This window comes from Bradyrhizobium sp. S69 (assembly GCF_009766005.1).
GTDB lineage: Bacteria > Pseudomonadota > Alphaproteobacteria > Rhizobiales > Xanthobacteraceae > Bradyrhizobium.
The window spans coordinates 1-17,982 of record NZ_LMUK01000038.1 but is presented as its reverse complement, the minus strand read 5'-3'; the positions used below and the strand labels follow the sequence as shown (position 1 = coordinate 17,982).

At 59.4% G+C, this 17,982-nt stretch carries 18 protein-coding genes and 3 pseudogenes; 15 read left to right on the top strand and 6 right to left on the bottom strand.

The features are described from left to right. Positions 1–90 precede the first annotated feature (90 nt). The 6 genes and pseudogenes from GSQ88_RS14895 (at position 91) to GSQ88_RS14870 (ending at position 4,278) form a co-directional block, all read left to right on the top strand. The gene (locus tag GSQ88_RS14895; RefSeq protein WP_159008507.1) at positions 91–651 is read left to right on the top strand and encodes a type 1 glutamine amidotransferase domain-containing protein; all 561 of its coding nucleotides are present in this window, start codon (positions 91–93) and stop codon (positions 649–651) included. Between the two features lie 4 nt (positions 652–655). After that, entirely contained in the window at positions 656–1,111 is a 456-nt protein-coding gene (locus GSQ88_RS14890; RefSeq protein WP_159008506.1) for a PPC domain-containing DNA-binding protein, read from the top strand. Positions 1,112–1,243: 132 nt separating this feature from the next. Next, positions 1,244–2,118: pseudogene (locus GSQ88_RS14885) on the top strand (SDR family oxidoreductase). A 4-nt stretch (positions 2,119–2,122) separates the two neighbouring features. Then, positions 2,123–3,016, top strand: coding sequence for a DNA polymerase ligase N-terminal domain-containing protein (locus GSQ88_RS14880; RefSeq protein ID WP_210253816.1), 894 nt, complete (start codon positions 2,123–2,125; stop codon positions 3,014–3,016). After that, the gene (ligD, locus tag GSQ88_RS14875) at positions 2,902–3,696 is read left to right on the top strand and encodes a non-homologous end-joining DNA ligase (RefSeq protein ID WP_246784834.1); all 795 of its coding nucleotides are present in this window, start codon (positions 2,902–2,904) and stop codon (positions 3,694–3,696) included. The genes GSQ88_RS14880 and ligD overlap by 115 nt, the downstream gene beginning before the upstream one ends. After that, positions 3,582–4,278 (top strand): annotated as a pseudogene (locus GSQ88_RS14870) (DUF72 domain-containing protein). The gene ligD and the pseudogene GSQ88_RS14870 overlap by 115 nt, the downstream one beginning before the upstream one ends. A 35-nt stretch (positions 4,279–4,313) precedes the next feature. Here GSQ88_RS14870 and GSQ88_RS14865 read toward each other — a convergent pair. Beyond that, positions 4,314–5,687: an Nramp family divalent metal transporter gene (locus GSQ88_RS14865; protein ID WP_159008916.1), complete on the bottom strand. Its 1,374-nt coding sequence runs from the start codon at positions 5,685–5,687 to the stop codon at positions 4,314–4,316. An 86-nt stretch (positions 5,688–5,773) separates the two neighbouring features. Between GSQ88_RS14865 and GSQ88_RS14860 the strand changes: the two genes are divergently transcribed. Then, positions 5,774–7,186, top strand: coding sequence for a carbohydrate porin (locus GSQ88_RS14860; RefSeq protein WP_246784804.1), 1,413 nt, complete (start codon positions 5,774–5,776; stop codon positions 7,184–7,186). Positions 7,187–7,190: 4 nt separating this feature from the next. Beyond that, positions 7,191–9,104, top strand: coding sequence for a thiamine pyrophosphate-dependent enzyme (locus GSQ88_RS14855; protein WP_210253815.1), 1,914 nt, complete (start codon positions 7,191–7,193; stop codon positions 9,102–9,104). 42 nt (positions 9,105–9,146) lie between these two features. On the opposite strand, the gene GSQ88_RS14850 is transcribed toward GSQ88_RS14855, so the two are convergent. Continuing rightward, on the bottom strand, positions 9,147–9,395 hold the full coding sequence (locus tag GSQ88_RS14850) for a hypothetical protein (protein WP_159008504.1): 249 nt from the start codon (positions 9,393–9,395) through the stop codon (positions 9,147–9,149). A gap of 143 nt (positions 9,396–9,538) precedes the next feature. Here GSQ88_RS14850 and GSQ88_RS14845 point away from each other — a divergent pair, with 143 nt between their 5' ends. Together GSQ88_RS14845 and GSQ88_RS14840 are read left to right on the top strand one after the other, a co-directional pair. Beyond that, positions 9,539–10,033, top strand: a complete 495-nt coding sequence (locus tag GSQ88_RS14845; RefSeq protein ID WP_159008503.1) for a YciE/YciF ferroxidase family protein — start codon at positions 9,539–9,541, stop codon at positions 10,031–10,033. A 15-nt stretch (positions 10,034–10,048) separates the two neighbouring features. Next, the gene (locus tag GSQ88_RS14840; RefSeq protein WP_159008502.1) at positions 10,049–10,588 is read left to right on the top strand and encodes a DUF4142 domain-containing protein; all 540 of its coding nucleotides are present in this window, start codon (positions 10,049–10,051) and stop codon (positions 10,586–10,588) included. A 45-nt stretch (positions 10,589–10,633) separates the two neighbouring features. On the opposite strand, the gene GSQ88_RS14835 is transcribed toward GSQ88_RS14840, so the two are convergent. Further along, the gene (locus tag GSQ88_RS14835; protein WP_159008501.1) at positions 10,634–11,206 is read right to left on the bottom strand and encodes a phosphatase PAP2 family protein; all 573 of its coding nucleotides are present in this window, start codon (positions 11,204–11,206) and stop codon (positions 10,634–10,636) included. A gap of 90 nt (positions 11,207–11,296) precedes the next feature. On the opposite strand from GSQ88_RS14835, the gene GSQ88_RS14830 reads away from it, so the two are divergent. From GSQ88_RS14830 to GSQ88_RS14810, 5 genes and pseudogenes are all read left to right on the top strand, one after another. Continuing rightward, complete coding sequence (locus GSQ88_RS14830) at positions 11,297–11,635, top strand: DUF3147 family protein (RefSeq protein ID WP_159008500.1); 339 nt, start codon at positions 11,297–11,299, stop codon at positions 11,633–11,635. Positions 11,636–11,638: 3 nt separating this feature from the next. Further along, positions 11,639–12,067: a hypothetical protein gene (locus tag GSQ88_RS14825; protein ID WP_159008499.1), complete on the top strand. Its 429-nt coding sequence runs from the start codon at positions 11,639–11,641 to the stop codon at positions 12,065–12,067. Positions 12,068–12,176: 109 nt separating this feature from the next. Further along, the gene (locus GSQ88_RS14820; protein WP_159008498.1) at positions 12,177–13,361 is read left to right on the top strand and encodes a zinc-dependent alcohol dehydrogenase; all 1,185 of its coding nucleotides are present in this window, start codon (positions 12,177–12,179) and stop codon (positions 13,359–13,361) included. Between the two features lie 18 nt (positions 13,362–13,379). After that, positions 13,380–14,180: an SDR family NAD(P)-dependent oxidoreductase gene (locus GSQ88_RS14815; protein WP_159008497.1), complete on the top strand. Its 801-nt coding sequence runs from the start codon at positions 13,380–13,382 to the stop codon at positions 14,178–14,180. An 11-nt stretch (positions 14,181–14,191) separates the two neighbouring features. Next, positions 14,192–14,404, top strand: a pseudogene (locus tag GSQ88_RS14810) (alpha/beta fold hydrolase); the annotation flags it as partial. A gap of 1,108 nt (positions 14,405–15,512) precedes the next feature. On the opposite strand, the gene GSQ88_RS14805 reads toward GSQ88_RS14810, so the two are convergent. From GSQ88_RS14805 to GSQ88_RS35655, 3 genes are all read right to left on the bottom strand, one after another. After that, complete coding sequence (locus GSQ88_RS14805) at positions 15,513–15,734, bottom strand: hypothetical protein (protein WP_159008496.1); 222 nt, start codon at positions 15,732–15,734, stop codon at positions 15,513–15,515. 249 nt (positions 15,735–15,983) lie between these two features. Then, the gene (locus GSQ88_RS14800) at positions 15,984–16,136 is read right to left on the bottom strand and encodes a hypothetical protein (RefSeq protein ID WP_159008495.1); all 153 of its coding nucleotides are present in this window, start codon (positions 16,134–16,136) and stop codon (positions 15,984–15,986) included. A gap of 685 nt (positions 16,137–16,821) precedes the next feature. After that, positions 16,822–17,271: a hypothetical protein gene (locus GSQ88_RS35655; protein ID WP_246784803.1), complete on the bottom strand. Its 450-nt coding sequence runs from the start codon at positions 17,269–17,271 to the stop codon at positions 16,822–16,824. Between the last annotated feature and the right edge of the window lie 711 nt (positions 17,272–17,982).

The window sequence follows — 17,982 nt, the reverse complement described above, 5'->3', positions numbered from 1 at the left end:
CGGAGAAGCGGCGCCGCGCCGATGGGCCAAACCGGAACGATGGCCGCACGTGCCCGTTATCTGGCCGGAAAAACAGGAAGGATTAGGGCCATGGATTTGAACGGCAAAAAAATCGCGATTCTCGCCACCAATGGTTTCGAACAGGCCGAACTCGAGGTGCCCCGCGACCGGCTAACGAAGGCCGGTGCGACCGTCCACGTGGTGTCGCTGGCCGCCGGCGAGATCAAAGGCTGGGACAAGAAGGATTGGGGCCGCCCGGTCAAGGTCGACAAGACCCTCGACGAGGTGTCAGCCGGCGACTACGACGCCATCGTCCTGCCGGGCGGCCAGATCAATCCCGATCTGCTGCGGGTCGAACCGAAGGCGCTCAAGTTCATCAAGGACATTTTCGACGCGAAGAAGGTCGTCGCTGCCGTCTGTCACGCACCGTGGCTGCTGATCGAGACGGGCATCGCAAAAGGGCGCAAGATGACGTCGTTCAAATCGATCAAGACCGACGTCGCCAATGCCGGCGCCAAATGGGAAGACTCCGAAGTCGTCGTCGATCAGGGCGTCATCACGTCCCGCAATCCGGGCGATCTCGAGGCCTTCAGCGCCAAGATCATCGAAGAGGTCAAGGAAGGCCGTCACACCCAGCGCAGCGCGGCTTGACGCCATGAAGAGCAAGAAGATAGCCGACGATGGAGGATCCGAGACCCGCATCGTCGTGCTCGACTCCGGAGAAGAAGCCTTCGCGGCGCTCACGACGTTCGCCAACGAAACGGGCATCACGGCGGCCTCGCTGACGGCCATCGGCGCGTTCGAGAAGGCGACCATCGGCTGGTTCGACTTCGACAAGAAGACTTACAAGAAGATCGCAATCGATCAGCAGTGCGAGGTGCTGAGCGCGATCGGCGATGTCGCGGTCGGTGACGACGGAAAGGCGAGCCTGCATGTGCACGTCGTTCTCGGGCTGTCCGATGGAACGACGCGGGGCGGACACCTCATGGCCGGCATGGTCCGGCCCACGCTTGAGGTCGTCCTCACCGACACGCCGACGCACCTGAGGCGCAAAAAGAACGCCGACATCGGCATCGCGCTGATCGACCTCGATCCTGCCTCAAGCCGCTGACCGCCGATGTCAAAAGGAACCGGGCATCTCGCGTCGTCAGGTGGTCGGAGGTCTTGGCGTGGCCTAGCCGTCGGCATCGAGTTCCCTGCGTTTTCTCAAACATCCTCGTCCACGCCACAACCGGTGCAAAGCATGCAAGACCCCGTTAGCAAATACCCGAAGCCGCCGTTCAAGCGCCAATCGCAGCCCTGGCCGGGACTTGCGAGCAAAATGGAGCCCAAGCCCGATCACGGCGAGACCAGCTACAAGGGCAGCGGGCGGCTGGCCGGACGACGGGCGTTGATCACCGGCGGCGACAGCGGCATGGGCCGCGCGGCCGCCATCGCCTATGCGCGCGAAGGCGCCGACGTCGCCATCAACTACTATCCGAACGAGGAGCCGGACGCGCAGGAAGTGATCAAACTGATTAAGGATGCCGGACGCAACGCGGTGGCCCTGCCGGGCGACCTTCGCGAAGAGGCGTTCTGCACCAGACTCGTCGCCGACGCCGTGGAAAAGCTCGGCGGTCTCGATATTCTCGTCAGCAATGCGGGCCGCCAGCAGGCTCATGATTCCATTCTCGACATCTCGACCGAGCAGTTCGATTGGACCATGAAGACCAACATTTATGCGCCATTCTGGATCATCAAGGCGGCTCTTCCGCATCTGAAGCCGGGGTCCGTCATCATCGGCACCACATCGGAGCAGGCCTATGATCCCACGCCGGATCTTTACGACTACGCACAGACCAAGGCGGCGACGATGAACTACATCAAGTCGCTCGGTAAGCAGCTCGCACCCAAGGTATCCGCGTCTGTGGCGTGGCGCCCGGTCCTATCTGGACGCCGCTGCAGGTTTCCGGCGGCGCCAGCATGGAAAAGCTGGAGAAGTTCGGCAGCATGAGCAGTATGGGACGCCCTGGCCAGCCGGCCGAGCTCGCTTCGATCTACGTGCAGTTGGCCTCGATCGATGCGAGCTATACCACCGGCGCGGTCTACGGTGCCGCCGGCGGTACCGGGCAGCCGTAATCCCATGCCGGCCAAGACCGCAATGCGATCGTCGCTTGAGCGCTATCGCGCCAAGCGTGACTTCTCGCGGACCGACGAGCCCGAAGGCGCGACTCGCAAAGGCGGAACGAGTGACCGGCGGTATCTCATCCAAAAGCACGACGCGACCCGACTGCACTACGACTTCCGGCTTGAACTCGACGGCACTCTGAAGAGCTGGGCGGTCACCAAAGGCCCTAGCCTCGATCCGGCCGACAAGCGGCTTGCCGTCCACGTCGAGGACCATCCGATCGAATACGGAAGCTTCGAGGGCACTATCCCCGAAGGGCAATATGGCGGCGGCACCGTCATGTTGTGGGACGAAGGCACTTGGGAGCCGATCGGTGATCCCAGGACGGCCTATGCAAAGGGACGGCTCACTTTCGTCCTCCACGGCAAGCGGCTGAAGGGCGAATGGCATCTTGTCCGCATGGGCGGTCGGAGCAACGACAAGCGCGACAATTGGCTCCTGATAAAATCGAACGACGAGTACGCGGATGAGAAGAACGGCGACCGCGCACTGGAGCGTTACAGCACAAGCGCCACCTCCGGTCGGAGCATGACCGCCATCGCCAAAGGCAACAAACAGTGGAAGTCCAAAGTGGCCAACACCAGCAAACGCCTGAAGCCCGCCAAGGCCAGGAAGGTCGTCAAAAAACGGCCAAGAAAACGGCCAAGAAAACGGCCAAGAAAACGGCCAAAAAAACAGCAAAGGAGTCCAAGCGCAAGTCCGCCAAGGAGGCCGGCGACCCGCCACCGCGTTTTATCGAGCCGCAGCTCGCAACCCTGGTCGGCGAGCCGCCGCCGGGCGACAACTGGGTTCATGAAATCAAATTCGATGGTTATCGTGCACTTTGCCGCATCGATAACGGCGAGGTGACACTGCTCACCCGATCCAATAACGACTGGACGAGGAAATTCCAGAGCATTGCCGACCAGATGGGCGATCTTCTGATCGCGAACGCCATTTTGGACGGGGAAATCACAAGCTCCGAAGTATCAGGCGCGACGTCATTCGAAGCCCTGCAGCAAGCGCTCAGCGATAACGCACAGGACCGGCTGCACTATTATCTGTTCGATGCGCTCTACCTCGATGGCGTCGATCTTCGTCGCCGGACCCTGCTGGAGCGAAAGGAGGCACTGCGCGCCGTCATTCCAGGAAAACATCGTCATCTGCATTTCAGCGAACATTTCAAAGGGGCCGGAAGGGACGTCCTCGCCCAAGCCTGCCGCATGGGCCTCGAAGGAATTATCTCCAAGAGAGCGGACGCGATCTACCGCTCCGGTCGGACTGAGGTATGGCTGAAAGAAAAATGCACCAACGAGCAGGAGTTCGTCATCGGAGGATTCACCTATCAGCCGAAACACCCCGAACGTCTGGCTGCTTTGCTGATCGGCGTTTACGATAAGAACGAATTGATTTTCGCCGGCAAGGTGGGCACCGGATTCGATCGGGCCGAGTCCGCGCGGCTCGTCAAAAGGCTCCGTTCTTCCCAACAGGTTTGCCGCTCAAATCGCAGCTTCAGTTTTACGCCAGTCAGTTTTCGTCTGCGGAGTTGAATGGCGTCTTCTACCGGACTCCCACTCCTGAAGCGGTCGAAAGCTGGCGCTCGCAGACCGGGAAGGATTTCGTGTTCGCGTGGAAGGCCTCAAAATTTATCACGCACTGGAAAAGGCTGTCGGAAAACTCGGCCAACAGTCTCGAACTTTTCCTTGCTTGGAAACAAGGTCGGCCCGATCCTTTTTCAGCTTCCACCGAACTTCAAAGTGGACGCAGATCGGCTCGGTGGGTTTCTCAAGATGCTACCGAGCAAGCGCCGGTACAGCTTCGAATTTCGCGATCCGAGTTGGTATGCCCCGCGCATTCTCAAAATGCTGGCGGACTGGAATATCTCGCTTTGCATCTCTGATCATCACGACGCGCCGGCACCTTGGAAGAGGACCGCGGACTTCGTGTATGTTCGCGGCCACGGCCCAGGCGGCCGCTACAAAGGGCACTACACCGACCGCACTCTGCTCGAGTGGGCCGGCCGCATTCGTTCCTGGAAGAAACGGGGTAGGGACGTCTACGTCTATTTCGACAACGACCAGAAGAGCGCGGCGCCCGCCGACGCCTTCAGGCTTCGAGAGATGCTCTTGTGACGCGAAGTAACTTCAGCAATTCTTGAGCGCTCGTATCAGGACAAAAATAAGCTGACAAGCATCCCGACGATGCAGAGGGCCATGGCGAACGTCGAGGCCCACCCGAGCACGTAAAGCCATCCTTGGACGACCAGATCGCCCATGACCTCGCGGTTTCTGACGAGCAGCATCAGCATCACCATGACGGGAGCAGCCAGCACGCCATTGATGACGGCGCTCCAGTAAAGGGCTTTGATCGGATCAACGGATGTGAAATTCAGCGCTATTCCGAGACCAACGGAGAGCGCCAGCACGGAGTAGAACGCAACGGCCTGTTTCGGCTTGCGCGACAGGCCGACGGGCCACTTGCGACCTTCACCGACCGCATAGGCGGTAGAGCCCGCCAGCACAGGTATCGCGAGCAGTCCCGTGCCGATGATGCCCAGCGCGAATATGATCTCGGCGAAGGCGCCCGCGATCGGCTTAAGCGCTTCTGCCGCTTGCGACGACGACTGGATGGCGGTGACGCCTTTGGCGTGCAGCGTGGCGGCTGTGGTGATGATGATTGAGATCGCGATAAGGTTCGAGAACGCCATGCCGACCATCGTGTCGATTCTGATGCGCCGAAGTTCACGACGCTTCGTCGCGGAGTTTTCCTTCAACGGCCGCTTTTTGGGGTCGATACGCTGCTCCTCCGCCTCCTGCGAAGATTGCCAAACGAACAGATAGGGCGAGATCGTCGTGCCCAGGACCGCGACCAGGGTCGTCAGGAAAGCGCCGTTCCACTGGATCGTGGGCACCAGCAGGCCCTTCAGGGCTTCAAGCCACGGCACCTTGACAACGAACAGAGCGATCACGTAGGCGAACAGGACCAGCGTCAGCCATTTGAGGATCGCGACGTAGCGTTTGTAATCGAGAAAGACCTGAGCGAGGACGGAGACGAGGCCGAAAGCCACGACGTAAAGAACCGACGATCCGCCAACGACCAGTTTGAGGGCGTCGGCCATTGCTCCAAGGTCGGCCGCGATATTGATGGCGTTGGCCGCGGCCAGCAGCACGACCAGCGACCAGATCGCCGGGCCTCCGAAGTTTCGGCAGACGTTGCCGGCGATGCCATGACCGGTGACACGGCCGATCCGTCCGGAGATCTCCTGGATCGCGACCATCAGCGGGTAGGTCAGGAGCATGGTCCAGCCGACGCCGAACCCCAATTGCGCGCCGGCCTGGCTGTAGGTTCCTATGCCGGAGGGGTCGTCGTCTGAGGCCCCGGTGATCAATCCTGGACCCAGTCGAGTTAGGAAGCTCTCCTTGGTGTCTGCGTCTTCCTCGTTCAGCTTTCGACGACCTGCCACTCGGCTCCTCCAGATCCTTTGTTTCACTAAGTGATCTGTGAAGGCGAAAAGCAATGGTTCCACCTTTGCTGTCCACATGGCCAAGCGTTGTGTTCACTTTGGTACACAGAGGATGTTGTTGGCAGCTTTGGCGGGGCGTTGTGGGGGCCGCCCAAAGCTGCAACATGCCCACCAAGAGGTGGGATTGGGCGATGCGCTCCTGGCTGTTGGCTTTGATCATGGTTGCTGCCTTCGCGGGCGGCGCGTTCGCGCAGGAGGACAAAAAGACCGACGATCTCAAGCCCGCCGATCCCGACACCGGCGAGAGCACTGTCGAGGAGGCGACGCTCGGCCTGCTGCCGAATCCTTTCGACAAGCAGGGCGTCAAGTTTGCGATCACTTACATCGGCGAGGGGCTCGGCAATCCGACGGGCGGCGCGAAACAGGGCTCAGTTTACGAAGACCGCATCAATTTCGCCGGCGACGTTGATTTCGAGAAGCTGATCGGTTTGAAGCAGCTCACCTTCCACGCCAACGTGTTCCAGATCGACGGCGGCGGTCTGTCCAGGGGTGCGCTGCTGAACTTCCTGGTCGTGAGCGGGATCGAGGCGCTGCCGACGACCCGGCTCTACGAAATCTGGTTCGAGCAGAAGTGGGGCACCAAGCTCGCGCTGCGGGCGGGTCAGTTGGCCGCCGATACCGAGTTCATGACCGCCAAGTACACCGATGTCTTCACCAACGCGTCCCTGGGCTGGCCGGCCGGCTTTTCCCTGAACATGCCCAGCGGGGGGCCGTCGCCGCCGCTGGCTGCCATGGGAACGCGGCTGAGAGCCGACCTCACCGACAACTTCACACTGATCGGTGGCGTATTCGATGGGGATGCGGCAGGCCCGGGACCCGATGACCCGCAGTTGAGAGACCGGTACGGCTTCAACTTCCGCGTCAACGACCCGCCGCTGGTGCTCGCCGAGGCGCAATTCCTGTGGAACGGCAAGAAGGGCGACCCGGGTCTCGACGGAAAGTTCAAGGTCGGCGGCTGGCGCCATTTCGGAACGTTTAGCGACGAGCGGTTCACCCCTTCCGGTGTCTCGCTGGCCAACCCGGCATCCGGTGGCGTTCCGGCCAACCTATCCGGCGATTTCGGCGTCTATTCGGTGTTCGAGCAGAAGATCTATCGGGTCGGCCATGATGACGATCGGGGCATAGGCATCTTCGGGCGGGCATCCTACAGCCCGCCGGACCGCAACATCGTCGACCTCTACGCTGATGCAGGGATCGAATTTATTGGTCTTAGCGAACAACGGCCCAAGGACAAATTCGGTATCGCCGGCGGGTATGCGCGTGTCTCGCCCTGGGCACAGGCGCTCGATACCGATTTTCAGCAACTGAATGGCCTGGCTTGGCCAGGTCGCAGCTACGAAGGGCTCGTCACCGCCGTCTATCAGTACGAAGTCCGAGGCGGTTTTACGCTGCAGCCGAACTTTCAATACATCACCCATCCAGGCGGGGGCGCGACCAATCCGCTCGGCGTCAACCTGCCGGGGAAGGTCCTGAAGGACGCCGCGGTGTTCGGCTTGCGGACCGTCCTGAAATTCTGACGATTTGACCGCCCGCGAAGCGCTCCCCCACCACCTAAGGCCGCGTTTGAACCTACTCGAAGCCGTCGAGTTGGGAGAGAGGGGCGATACGGAGTGGGATACGGCAATGAGCAGCAACAAGACTTCCGGGTGGGATCGCCGTGGCTTCTTTCAGGCAGCTGCCGCAGTCGGGCTTGCCGCCACGGCTCCTCGCGCAGCGTCGGCCGGGCAGCGTTCCGAGACGGAAGCGGATGTCACGCCGCAGCCAACGCCGGATTCCGGAACGGATATCAACACCTCGGATATCCTGGTCGAGACGCTGATCGACTGGGGCGCGACCCATGTCTTCGGGATCGTCGGCGACGGCATCAATTCGATCATCGAGTCACTCCGAAAGCGCCAGGATCGGATCCGTTACATCGCCGTTCGGCATGAAGAAGCCGCCGCTTTCATGGCCTCCGGATGGGCAAAGCACACCGGAGGCCTTGGCGTCTGCGTCGGCACTACCGGACCGGGCGCGATCCATCTGATGAACGGCCTCTATGATGCGGCATTCGATGGCGCGCCGGTCGTGGCGCTCACGGGATTGACGTTCCATGATCTGCGCGGTGTCCGCTATCAGCAGAGCGTGAATACCGTGAAATTGATGGAGCCGTTGACCGTGTACAACGAGGAGGTCACCGGTCCACAGCACGCCATTCTGATCGCGAACCGCGCCTGCCGCGCGGCCCTGGGCGACCGCGGCGTCGCCCATCTTGCCGTCAGCAAAGACGTTCAGTTGATGAAGCTCTCAGATGACAAGCGATCTATGCGCAATCCGGGCGCCCGTTCGTCGACGTCCTGGAGCCCGCCGTTGTCGGCGCCACCGTCGGACCAACTGAAGGCCGCCGCCGCCGTCCTCAATGCCGGGTCGCGCGTCGCAATCCTTGCGGGGCAGGGTGCCCTTGCAGCCCGCGACGAGGTGACCCAGCTTGCCGACCTCCTTGGAGCGCCGGTAGCCAAAGCGCTGCTCGGCAAGGCGGTATTGCCCGACGACAGTCCATTCACGACCGGCGGCATCGGCGATCTTGGAACGGCCCCTTCCTCATGGGCGATGCAGAATTGCGATACGGTGCTGATCCTGGGGTCGACGATGCCCTGGGAAGAATACTACCCTAAGCCGGGACAGGCGCGTGGTGTACAGGTCGACCTCAAACCCGATCGCCTCGGCTTGCGCTATCCGGTCGAGATCGGCCTGACGGGCGACGTCAAGGCGACCCTGCAAGGATTGCTGCCACTGCTGACGCCCAAGACCGACCGCGCCTTCCTGCAGGAAGCGCAGCGGCGGATGGTGGACTGGAACCAGCTTCTCGATAAGGTCGTGACTACAACGAGATCGCCCCTGCGCCCCCAGATGGTCGTCCGAACACTGAGCGATCTGCTTCCCGATAACGCGGTGATTTCTTTGGACTGCGGTGCGAACACCCATTTTGCCGCCCGCTGCCTACAACTTAAGGCCGGCCAAAGGCTGACAGGCACCGGCATGCTCGCCACCATGGCGCCGGGACTGTCCTATGCGATCGCTGCGAAGCTGGCCTATCCGGACCGGCCTTCGGTGGCGGTGGTCGGGGACGGCGGATTTGCGATGTTGATGGCGGAACTCTCGACTGCCGTCGCAAACAAGCTTCCGGTGAAGATCATCATCCTGAAGAACAACAGTCTCGCCGAGGTCAAATTTGAGCAGAAGGAAATAGGCAATCCCGAATACGGCTGTACGCTGTCGCCGATCGACTTCGTCGCCTTCGCGAAAGCTTGCAGCGCTGACGGTTTCCGCTGCGAACGACCGGAGGAGGTGCGGAGCGCCATTCAGGCGGCGCTCAATTCACCCGGTCCGGCCATCGTCGAGGCCATCGTCGACGCCGAGGAAAAGCCAGAAAAGCCGAACGAACTAAAGGCTTGAGGTTGCTCTGTCGCCGAACGCGAATCCGTCCGATACACGAAATCAAGTCTTCGGATCGGGTTTCTCTTGCTTCTCAGGTTGTGACGGCATGCGACCGGGCTCGGTCTTTTGCGCGGTCTGGGCGCGGTCCTTGTCGGTGGGCTGTTCCTGACCTTTGTCGTCCAGAATGATCCCGTGACCCTCTTTGTCTCTTGGCATGGCGGCCTCCTTCTCGGGGATCAACGCAGAAAGGCCGCCTCCGTTCACTGTCGGCAACCCGACACAAGAGCGCCTCTTGATCGCCTCAGGCATTGGTCTTTCGAAGTCTCGCCCGCCCGGGACGTTTTTGGGACGCCGGTCTTTTTTGGCGCGAATACAACCAGCTAAGCAAAAGGAACTTTCCAAACAAAATCGGGTTGGATGGCAGCTACTCACCCCGATATGCGGAGACTCCCATGCCTGAAAAAGATCTGAGCGCCCTATTCCTTGATACGTTGAAAGACATCTACTACGCCGAAAAACAAATTCACAAGGCGCTGCCGAAGATGGCCAAGGCAGCCAATTCCGACCAGCTGCGCGCCGCCTTCGAGAAGCATCACGACGAAACCGAAGGCCAAATCGAGAGGCTGGAGCAGGTGTTTGAACTGCTGGGAAAGCCCGCACGCGGCAAGAAGTGCGACGCCATCGAAGGCATCCTCGATGAGGGCAAGGAAATTATGGAGGAATACGAGGGTGAACCAGCGCTTGATGCTGGGTTGCTGGCCGCAGCCCAGGCCGTCGAGCATTATGAGATTTCGCGCTACGGCACGCTCAAGACGTGGGCCTCGAAACTTGGCATGAAGGATGCCGTCAAGCTGCTGGATCAGACGTTGGCCGAAGAAAAAAAGACCGACGACGCACTCACCAAGCTGGCCGACACGGCGGTCAATGCCGAAGCGCAAGCGGCCTAAGGAAGGATCAAGCCCATGAAACGCACTCTAGCTACTCTGACTCTCGCGTCTGTACTTTTGTCATCGGCGGCCTATGCGCAATCGGTCGGTGAAAAGACGGGCGTCAATTCTACGCTCGGCATCACCCCCAAGACCGAGGATTTCATCAAGGAAGCCGCGATGAGCGACATGCTGGAAATCGAGGCCGCGAAGATCGCCCAGACGAAGGGCGACGCTCAAGAGAAGACCTTTGCCGGCGAAATGATCACCGATCATACCAAGACCAGCACGGAACTGAAGGGCATGGTCTCCGGGGAAATGAAGGCCGCACTTCCGACTGCACTCGACGATTCTTCACAAAAGAAGCTCGGCAAGCTTCGCGATAGCAAGCCTGAGGATTTCGCTGGTGAATATGATCCGATGCAGGTCAGTGCCCACAAGGACGCGGTCTCGCTATTCGAGCGTTATGCCAAGGGCGGCGAGGATCCGAAGCTCAAGGACTGGGCCGGTAAAACTTTGCCGACGCTGCAGCACCATCTGGCGATGGCCGAGGATATGAACAAGAACCGAAAGTAATCCCTCGCGGGGATAACAGGAAGAGCGGCCCTCGTGGGCCGCTTTTTACTTGGTTTGTCTGCCGCGGACCGGGGCAGGTTTGGTCAGATATCGCACGCCGCGCTCAACGCCAACACCGAGCGCAAGGCCTACCACGACGTCGGTAAACCAGTGCGCCAACAAGACGATGCGGGTTGTCACCAACACCGTTCCGGCGACCCAGACTGCATCGCGGACCTTTGGCGGCAAGAGCGTCGCCGCCGACGCGAGCGCGCCGACATGGAGAGCATGCCCGGATGGAAATGCGTCTTCGGCTTTTCCAGACAACGGAATGCCGCGCAAATGTCCCTTGATCGTCAGGCGATCCGGACGTTTCTGATCGATAAACACCTTCATAATATGCGGTAAAATCGCTGTCGTGAGCGTGCATGCCAGCACATGGGTACCGAGACGACGCTTCGGCTCGGGTGAAGCGCGCGTGAGAATCCATCCCACCGCCGCAAATGCGAGAAGCACATGTTCATCAGCGCCCCACGTCAATGCCTTGGTGACGCGCTCCGTCGGGCGGTCGGTGTGTGCGGCCACCTCCTCGGCGATAGCCTCATCAAGACGAGTCGGTCGAACGGTGAGCAGGGCCATTTCAGTTCACATCGACACTTTGAACTCCTGCTGTTTGAACTCTTGCTGTCGCAAAAAGTTCATAAAGGAATATGAGGAAGGGCTCAGCATTTGGATTACATCCTGCGATTTTTGGCCGGGGGACTGATCGTTTCGGCCTTTGCGATCCTGGGCGACGTGCTGCGGCCAAAGAGCTTTGCCGGCCTGTTCGGCGCCGCGCCCTCGGTGGCCCTCGCGACCTTGACGCTCGGGATCATCAACCAAGGTGTGGATTACGTGGCGACCGAAGGCCGCTCGATGCTCTTGGGTGCGATAGCCTTCCTCCTCTACGGCTTTGTGGTTTGTCAGCTTCTGATGCGCTTTCGCATCTCCGCCCTGGCGGCGACCGGCTCCGCCCTCGCCTTATGGTTCGCCGCGGCTTTCGGTCTCAAGCAGCTGATCATCGGATAGCGCATGATCATTCGCGCCAAACTCTCCGCACTCAAAGAAGGCCGCTTGTACGAGTACGTCCTCCGCTTCGCACTCGGCGGCGCCACCACGCTCGCTGCTGGGATCATCGGCGACATCTGGGGCCCTGTCACCGGCGGTTTGTTCCTGGCGTTTCCGGCGATCCTTTGCGCCAGCGTCACGCTGGTTGAATCCCACGAGCGCCGCAAAAAAAGTGAACACAATCTCGCCGGCCATCGCCGGGGAACCGAGGCCGCTGGTTTGGAAACTGCGGGTGCGGCGCTTAGCAGTGTCGGCCTTGCCGTCTTCGCACTTGCCGTCTGGAAGCTGACGCCAAACATCCGCCTCGCATCACTGGCGGCAGGATCGCTCGCATGGCTGCTCGTATCGGCAACGCTGTGGCGTCTGCGGCGCTATGTCCGCCATTCCAGATAGGGTTTTTCTGTCGGCTCGCCGACCAACTCTAGAGCCTTTATCCCGTAGTAAGGAACAAGTTCTTCATCATCGGATTTGATCGAGGCAACCGCATGAAGAAGGACACACGATGAAGGCGCTGACCTGGCACGGCAAACACGACATACGCTGCGAGACGGTTCCCGATCCCAAGATTCAGCATGCGCAGGACGCCATCATCAAGGTAACCGCATGCGCCATCTGCGGCTCCGACCTGCATATCTTTGACGGCGTCATTCCTTCAATGGAAAAGGGCGACATCGTCGGGCATGAGACGATGGGAGAAGTCGTCGAAGTCGGTTCCGAGACCAAGAACCTCAAGGTCGGCGACCGCGTGGTGGTCCCATTCACCATTGCCTGTGGGCAGTGCTTCTTTTGCAAGCGCGGCTTTTACTCAGGTTGCGAACGCTCCAATCCAAACAAGGAAAAGGCCGAGAAGCTCTGGGGCCACTCGCCGGCAGGCCTGTTCGGCTACTCCCATCTGCTGGGCGGTTTCGCCGGCGGCCAGGCCGAATACATGCGGGTCCCCTACGCGGATGTTGGCCCGATCAAGGTTCCGGACGGTCTGTCTGACGAGCAGGTATTGTTCCTGTCCGATATTTTTCCGACCGGTTACATGGCGGCGGATTTCTGCAACTTCAAGGGCGGCGAGACGGTCGCGATCTGGGGCTGTGGCCCCGTCGGGCAATTCGCCATTCGCAGCGCCTTCCTGTTGGGAGCCGAGCGGGTGATCGCCATCGACACGGTTCCCGAACGAATGGCACTCGCCAAAGAAGCGGGCGCTATTACCATCGATTTCAAGAAGGACGATGTCTACGACCGGATCCAGGAACTGACGCAAGGCCGCGGAGCTGATGCCTGCATCGACGCGGTCGGCACCGAAGCCGACACTGGATCGGGATTCGATGCGGTAATAGATCGGGTAAAGGTCGCGACCTTTATGGGTACCGACCGCCCTCACGTGTTGCGTCAGGCAATCCATTGCTGTCGTAACTTCGGCACGGTTTCGATCGTCGGCGTCTATGGCGGCTTTGTTGACAAGATCCCGATGGGATCAGCCATCAATCGCGGGCTGACCTTCCGCATGGCGCAAACGCCGGTGCAGCATTATTTGCCAAAACTGCTCGAACGCATCGAAAAGGGCGAGATCGATCCCTCGGTCGTCATCACCCATCGAGCATCCCTCGAAGAGGGGCCGGAGCTTTACAAGACTTTCCGTGACAAGAAGGACGGCTGCATCAAAGTTGTCCTCAAACCCGGCGCAACGGCCGCCTAACAACAAAGGAGACGTTTCATGGCTATTGGTGAAAAGTTTGCGATCGTAACCGGTGGGTCAACGGGTATCGGTTTTGAATTGGCCAAGCGCTGCCTGGATAACGGGTACGATGTACTGATGGCAGCGGATGAGCCGCAGATCCTGGACGCCGCGGCATCCCTGCGCGGCTCCGGCAAGCAGGTCGAAGCGCTTGAAGTCGACCTCTCGACCATCGAAGGTGTCGACAAGCTGTACGCGGCGGCAAAAGGCCGGCCGGTAGACGCGTTGTTGGCAAACGCCGGGCGCGGGCTTGGACACGGGTTTCTGGATCAGGATTTCGACCGCGCTCGCTTAGTGATCGATACCAACGTCACCGGCACGGTCTATCTGATCCACAAGATCGGCAACGATATGCGTCAGCGCAACGCCGGCAAGATCCTCATCACCGGCTCAATCGCCGGCTTTATCCCCGGCAGCTTTCAGGCGGTCTATAACGGTACCAAGGCGTTCCTCAATTCGTTCTCCTCCGCCCTGCGCGAAGAGCTCAAGGAGACGGATGTCACGGTCACTTGCCTTATGCCGGGCGCTACCGAGACGGAATTTTTCGAGCGCGCCGACATGATGGATACCGATGTCGGCACCACTAAGAAGGACGATCCGGCGGACGTCGCCAAGACTGGCTTCGATGCGATGATACGCGGTGACGGTGATGTGGTTGCCGGCCTCAAGAACAAGATCCAGTCGGCGGTCGCCAATGTCACGCCGGCACCGATCCTTGCCAAACAGCATCGTAAGATGGCGGAGCCCGGCACTGCGAAGAAGGACCGCGGCGCGGCTTAACCTTTCGATCAATCAGCCCAATTCTCGAGGAGCACTTTGCCGGCTATCGAGTTATCACCTATGACCGTCGCGGCTTTGGGCAATCGAGTCACCCAGCGACAGGCTACGACTACGATACATTCGCCGACGATCTCGCCGAAGTTCTCGATAAGCTGGACGTCCAGGGCGCCAATTTGGTTGGCTTCTCAATGGGTGGCGGTGAAGTCGCCCGCTATCTCTCGCGTGACACCTGGAAAACCAAATGAAAGCGTACAATGCTGGAGCAAGCCAAAGCGCCGCTGAGAGCTTGGATGGCGCGCGTTACTGAGCTGCCGTGTGTCTGGTGTCCGCGGCCTCGTGCTGCACTCCATCATCTCGGTATCTGCGCCTGTGATGTGGAAGGCAGGAAGGCCCCCCACGGCACCGTCATCCTGCTCAGCAAATTCCACTACGATGAATTCCATAGGACCGGTATGAAGCCTTGGGAGGCCCGTGTACGGCGTGCAGGACGCTCGCTATAGCGATATCGCGCCCACATTTTACTTAGATTAAGCGTGCTGTGCAGGGACAACCTCAAAAGGGTTCCGAGTAGAGCCGTGAAGGCTATCGCCCAGCCCGACAGGTAAGCGTTGAATTGGGCTGCCGGTGGATTGCGTTTTCGACAGTGAGACATGTCAGCCTCCCCTATTTTGACAAAACAATATGAGGGCCCCTTGCCGGTTCCAGCGAACTCTGCACAAAGAACGGCCCCAGCGGAGGGAAGAAACTGGGACCGTCCTTGGAATGTGTCGCCGGGGGTCGCGACACGAAGAACCAACAGGTCAGTGCCAGAGTCGTTCCTAACAGTTTTGGTGCGTTCTGTGCACTTCTGCACCGACACCAAGCGCGCGATCAGCTTAGTTAGCTCCATTGTCTTCTAAGAATAATTTCGATCAGCCCGGTTGCCGCCGCCTCCGGGCTTTCGGTTCGGGAAGTCTATGATGCCCAATGACGATCCCATTTTTAGTGTCCGCAGCCTTGGTAATGGTGTGGACTACGTAATTGACGTACTCTGGTCAGATGGGGCTATTGACCAACTCGGCCGGTTTGCTTCGCCCGAAAAGGCGGCTCGTTGGATTGAGGAAAACAGCGAGATTTGGTTGCGAGATCGTCTCGGAATGAGACTTCATTAGCGATCAATAAATAATGGGCCGCCTTTCAGCGACCCACCGGGATGAAAATTTGTCCGGAATGAAAGAAGCCCCGGCAATACCAGTTTAGAACGTTTTTCGGGGATATGTATATTCCGGTGAGTTACGGCGTTCCCGCACTGGAACAAGAGCCGCCAGCCTTGGACTGTCACGACTCTCTGGCTCAGATTTTTGGTGCCAGATCGGCCCGGTCGAAAACGGGCGTCTTTTCAAGATCGCCAGGTCCGGTGCCGGAAGGCGTATCTTCGGCGGCTTGCCGGAGCGTTTCAGTGGTGGCGTCTAACCCATCAACGGTTTCATTGGCCGCACTGCCAGTGTCGTGTGGGCGTGCCGGGACTTGCTTGCCAGCTTCCGATGATACCGGGTCAGGTTTGTTTTGCGTCATGGACTGTCTCCCTAATGGTTGGGAAATCAAATGGATCAGGACGCTGCAAGTTCCGGTTCAGGCCCGGCAATCCAAGATCAGCGATCGTTTCCCGCACTTGGCCATCGATCTCGTGGGGCGGGCGGCTGACGAAATCGATGTCAAGACGGCCAAGGCCATGTTTCTCTCGAAATTTTTTTCAAATCCGGCGATCGCACCTCACATCCGTCCGCCGGAACGCGCACTGTTGAGCGCGACTTCTCGCCTGTCTCAGGCGAACTGAAGCAACGCCTGAATTTCAGCCTCTAAATCTTTTGTGAGTTCGCTCAATCGAAGCCCAGTGAGCGGATCGTTCGGCTCTGATGCCAGCCTGCGGGCTTGGGCGAGCTTCCCAGCGAGTTCCGTGTAGCTTGGGCGGGTCATTGCCGTCCTCCTGCCCAATTAGACGGCGAGACCCTTAAGATGTTCACGATGACCTTGAGACTGCGTTAAGACTTCGTGACCTGGCACACGTCCGACCTGGCTGCACAAGGATTAGAATGAAACTCGGAGATCTCGAAACGAGTAGGGTCGGATACGCCGGCAGGTCACCCAGCGTGGCCAGATTCGAGATCTCGTACTCGGAGGCACAGCTCCGACCCCGGTCTACACAGCGACGCTTCCCGTTTCGGGGCCAGCGGCACTAGGAGCGATCAGCCGGTTCAAGGCTTTCAGCATTGAGACCCGGTGATATGGTTTAGTGATGATAGGCACCTCGGCAGTCTAACGACGTGACGATGGGAGACGCCATGGCTCCGCACGCGGGTCTTACGCCAAACACTCAGCAGACGAACTGTCGCGCAACGCGTCCCGGCGGACCCTCGGGGACAAAGTCAGATTGATCCAGGGACCGCCGGTATCCCGGTCAAGTGACCATCAGGCCTGGCACCTATTTTGCCTTTCTTGAACGACGTGCCGTATTGCAGCGAGGCTCGTACCGAACTTGTCGGGCAACACTATTCAATATCCGTGTCAGTGGATCGCAAGGCCGCGTGTGCACTTGCACTATACTACTGGAGGTAACTTAGCTCACGCTGGGTCGCTACAGAAGAAACTGACGGCGATGGATTCATTTTCGCAGAAATTCCCCGAGCCGCTCCAGCTCAACGACGTGCTCGCCCGACAAAATCTTGCTGACCAGATCAGACTGCGGTGCGGTGTGAATTTCATACAAATGACGCTGCGATTCCGGCTGCAACATTAACTTCTGGATGCACTCGTCGAGAGTGCCGTCAATGATCATGTAGGGACGCGCACCGAGCGAGGCGCTGACGCGCTCCTTGTTGACTGACGGCCATTTTCTGAGAATTGCGGGAGCGCTAATCAATTCGGGTATCGGACATGCTTGGTGGGTTTTTTTCTCTAAAATCAGGTCTTGGGCCAGTCCGATTGCACCAACCTGAGCTTGTGCGAATCGAGAGCGTGATCGATCGCGGTCCAGACCTTGAGGATCGCGGTCCCCTTGCTCACGGCGTGGCCAGATTCGATCTTTGGCGGGCTGCCCAAAACCACGGCCCATTGCCAGCCATGGTCATCTTCTTCAAGGGTATATTGGACGTTTCGGTAGTCCATTGACCGACCAGTAGCGTTCCGGCGCCGTTCCTAGCCTCAAAGCCTAGTGGCATTGCGCAGCCGCGCCAAGACCGCTGTAAATAAGCCCATAGGCGCAGCCCACCTATAGCTAAGATTGTTCACCCACGTCATCGCGGAACGCTCACATGGTTAAGCGATCCCTTCGGGCGCGAATTGAGGGTGCAGCCGAGAGCCGCTAACGAACAGGGGGCCGAGGCGTATCTTGATCACAGCATTCTGGTTGCCTGACGCCCGTTGGTGTTACCGGGTGTTCGACGCAGTCTAGCAGCTGCCCATTAGCAAGCGCTGCGCCTCGCCGAACGTCGATTTTCCGGGCCGACGCGGTAGCGCGTTTCGTCATCGCGGCAAAATATCCAAGCATAGCCAGTCAGCGTCCTCTCCGAAACGACCCTTTATTCGTGTATAAACACGCTGTTCAGCAACGTAAGAGCGTTTTGCGCATCAGGGTCAGAATACGAATCGCTTACGCTTATCTCGCGGAATATGGTGTTTTATGGAACTTGACGAGAATGATGAGGGAAAGAACCCCAATCTAGTGACCACGTTGGCAAGCATCGCGATTGATGCGGCGAAGCTCATAACTGGCGTCCCGCTCGACTATCCGGACCCTCTCTTGACGCCGCTCGCCACAGTTCCT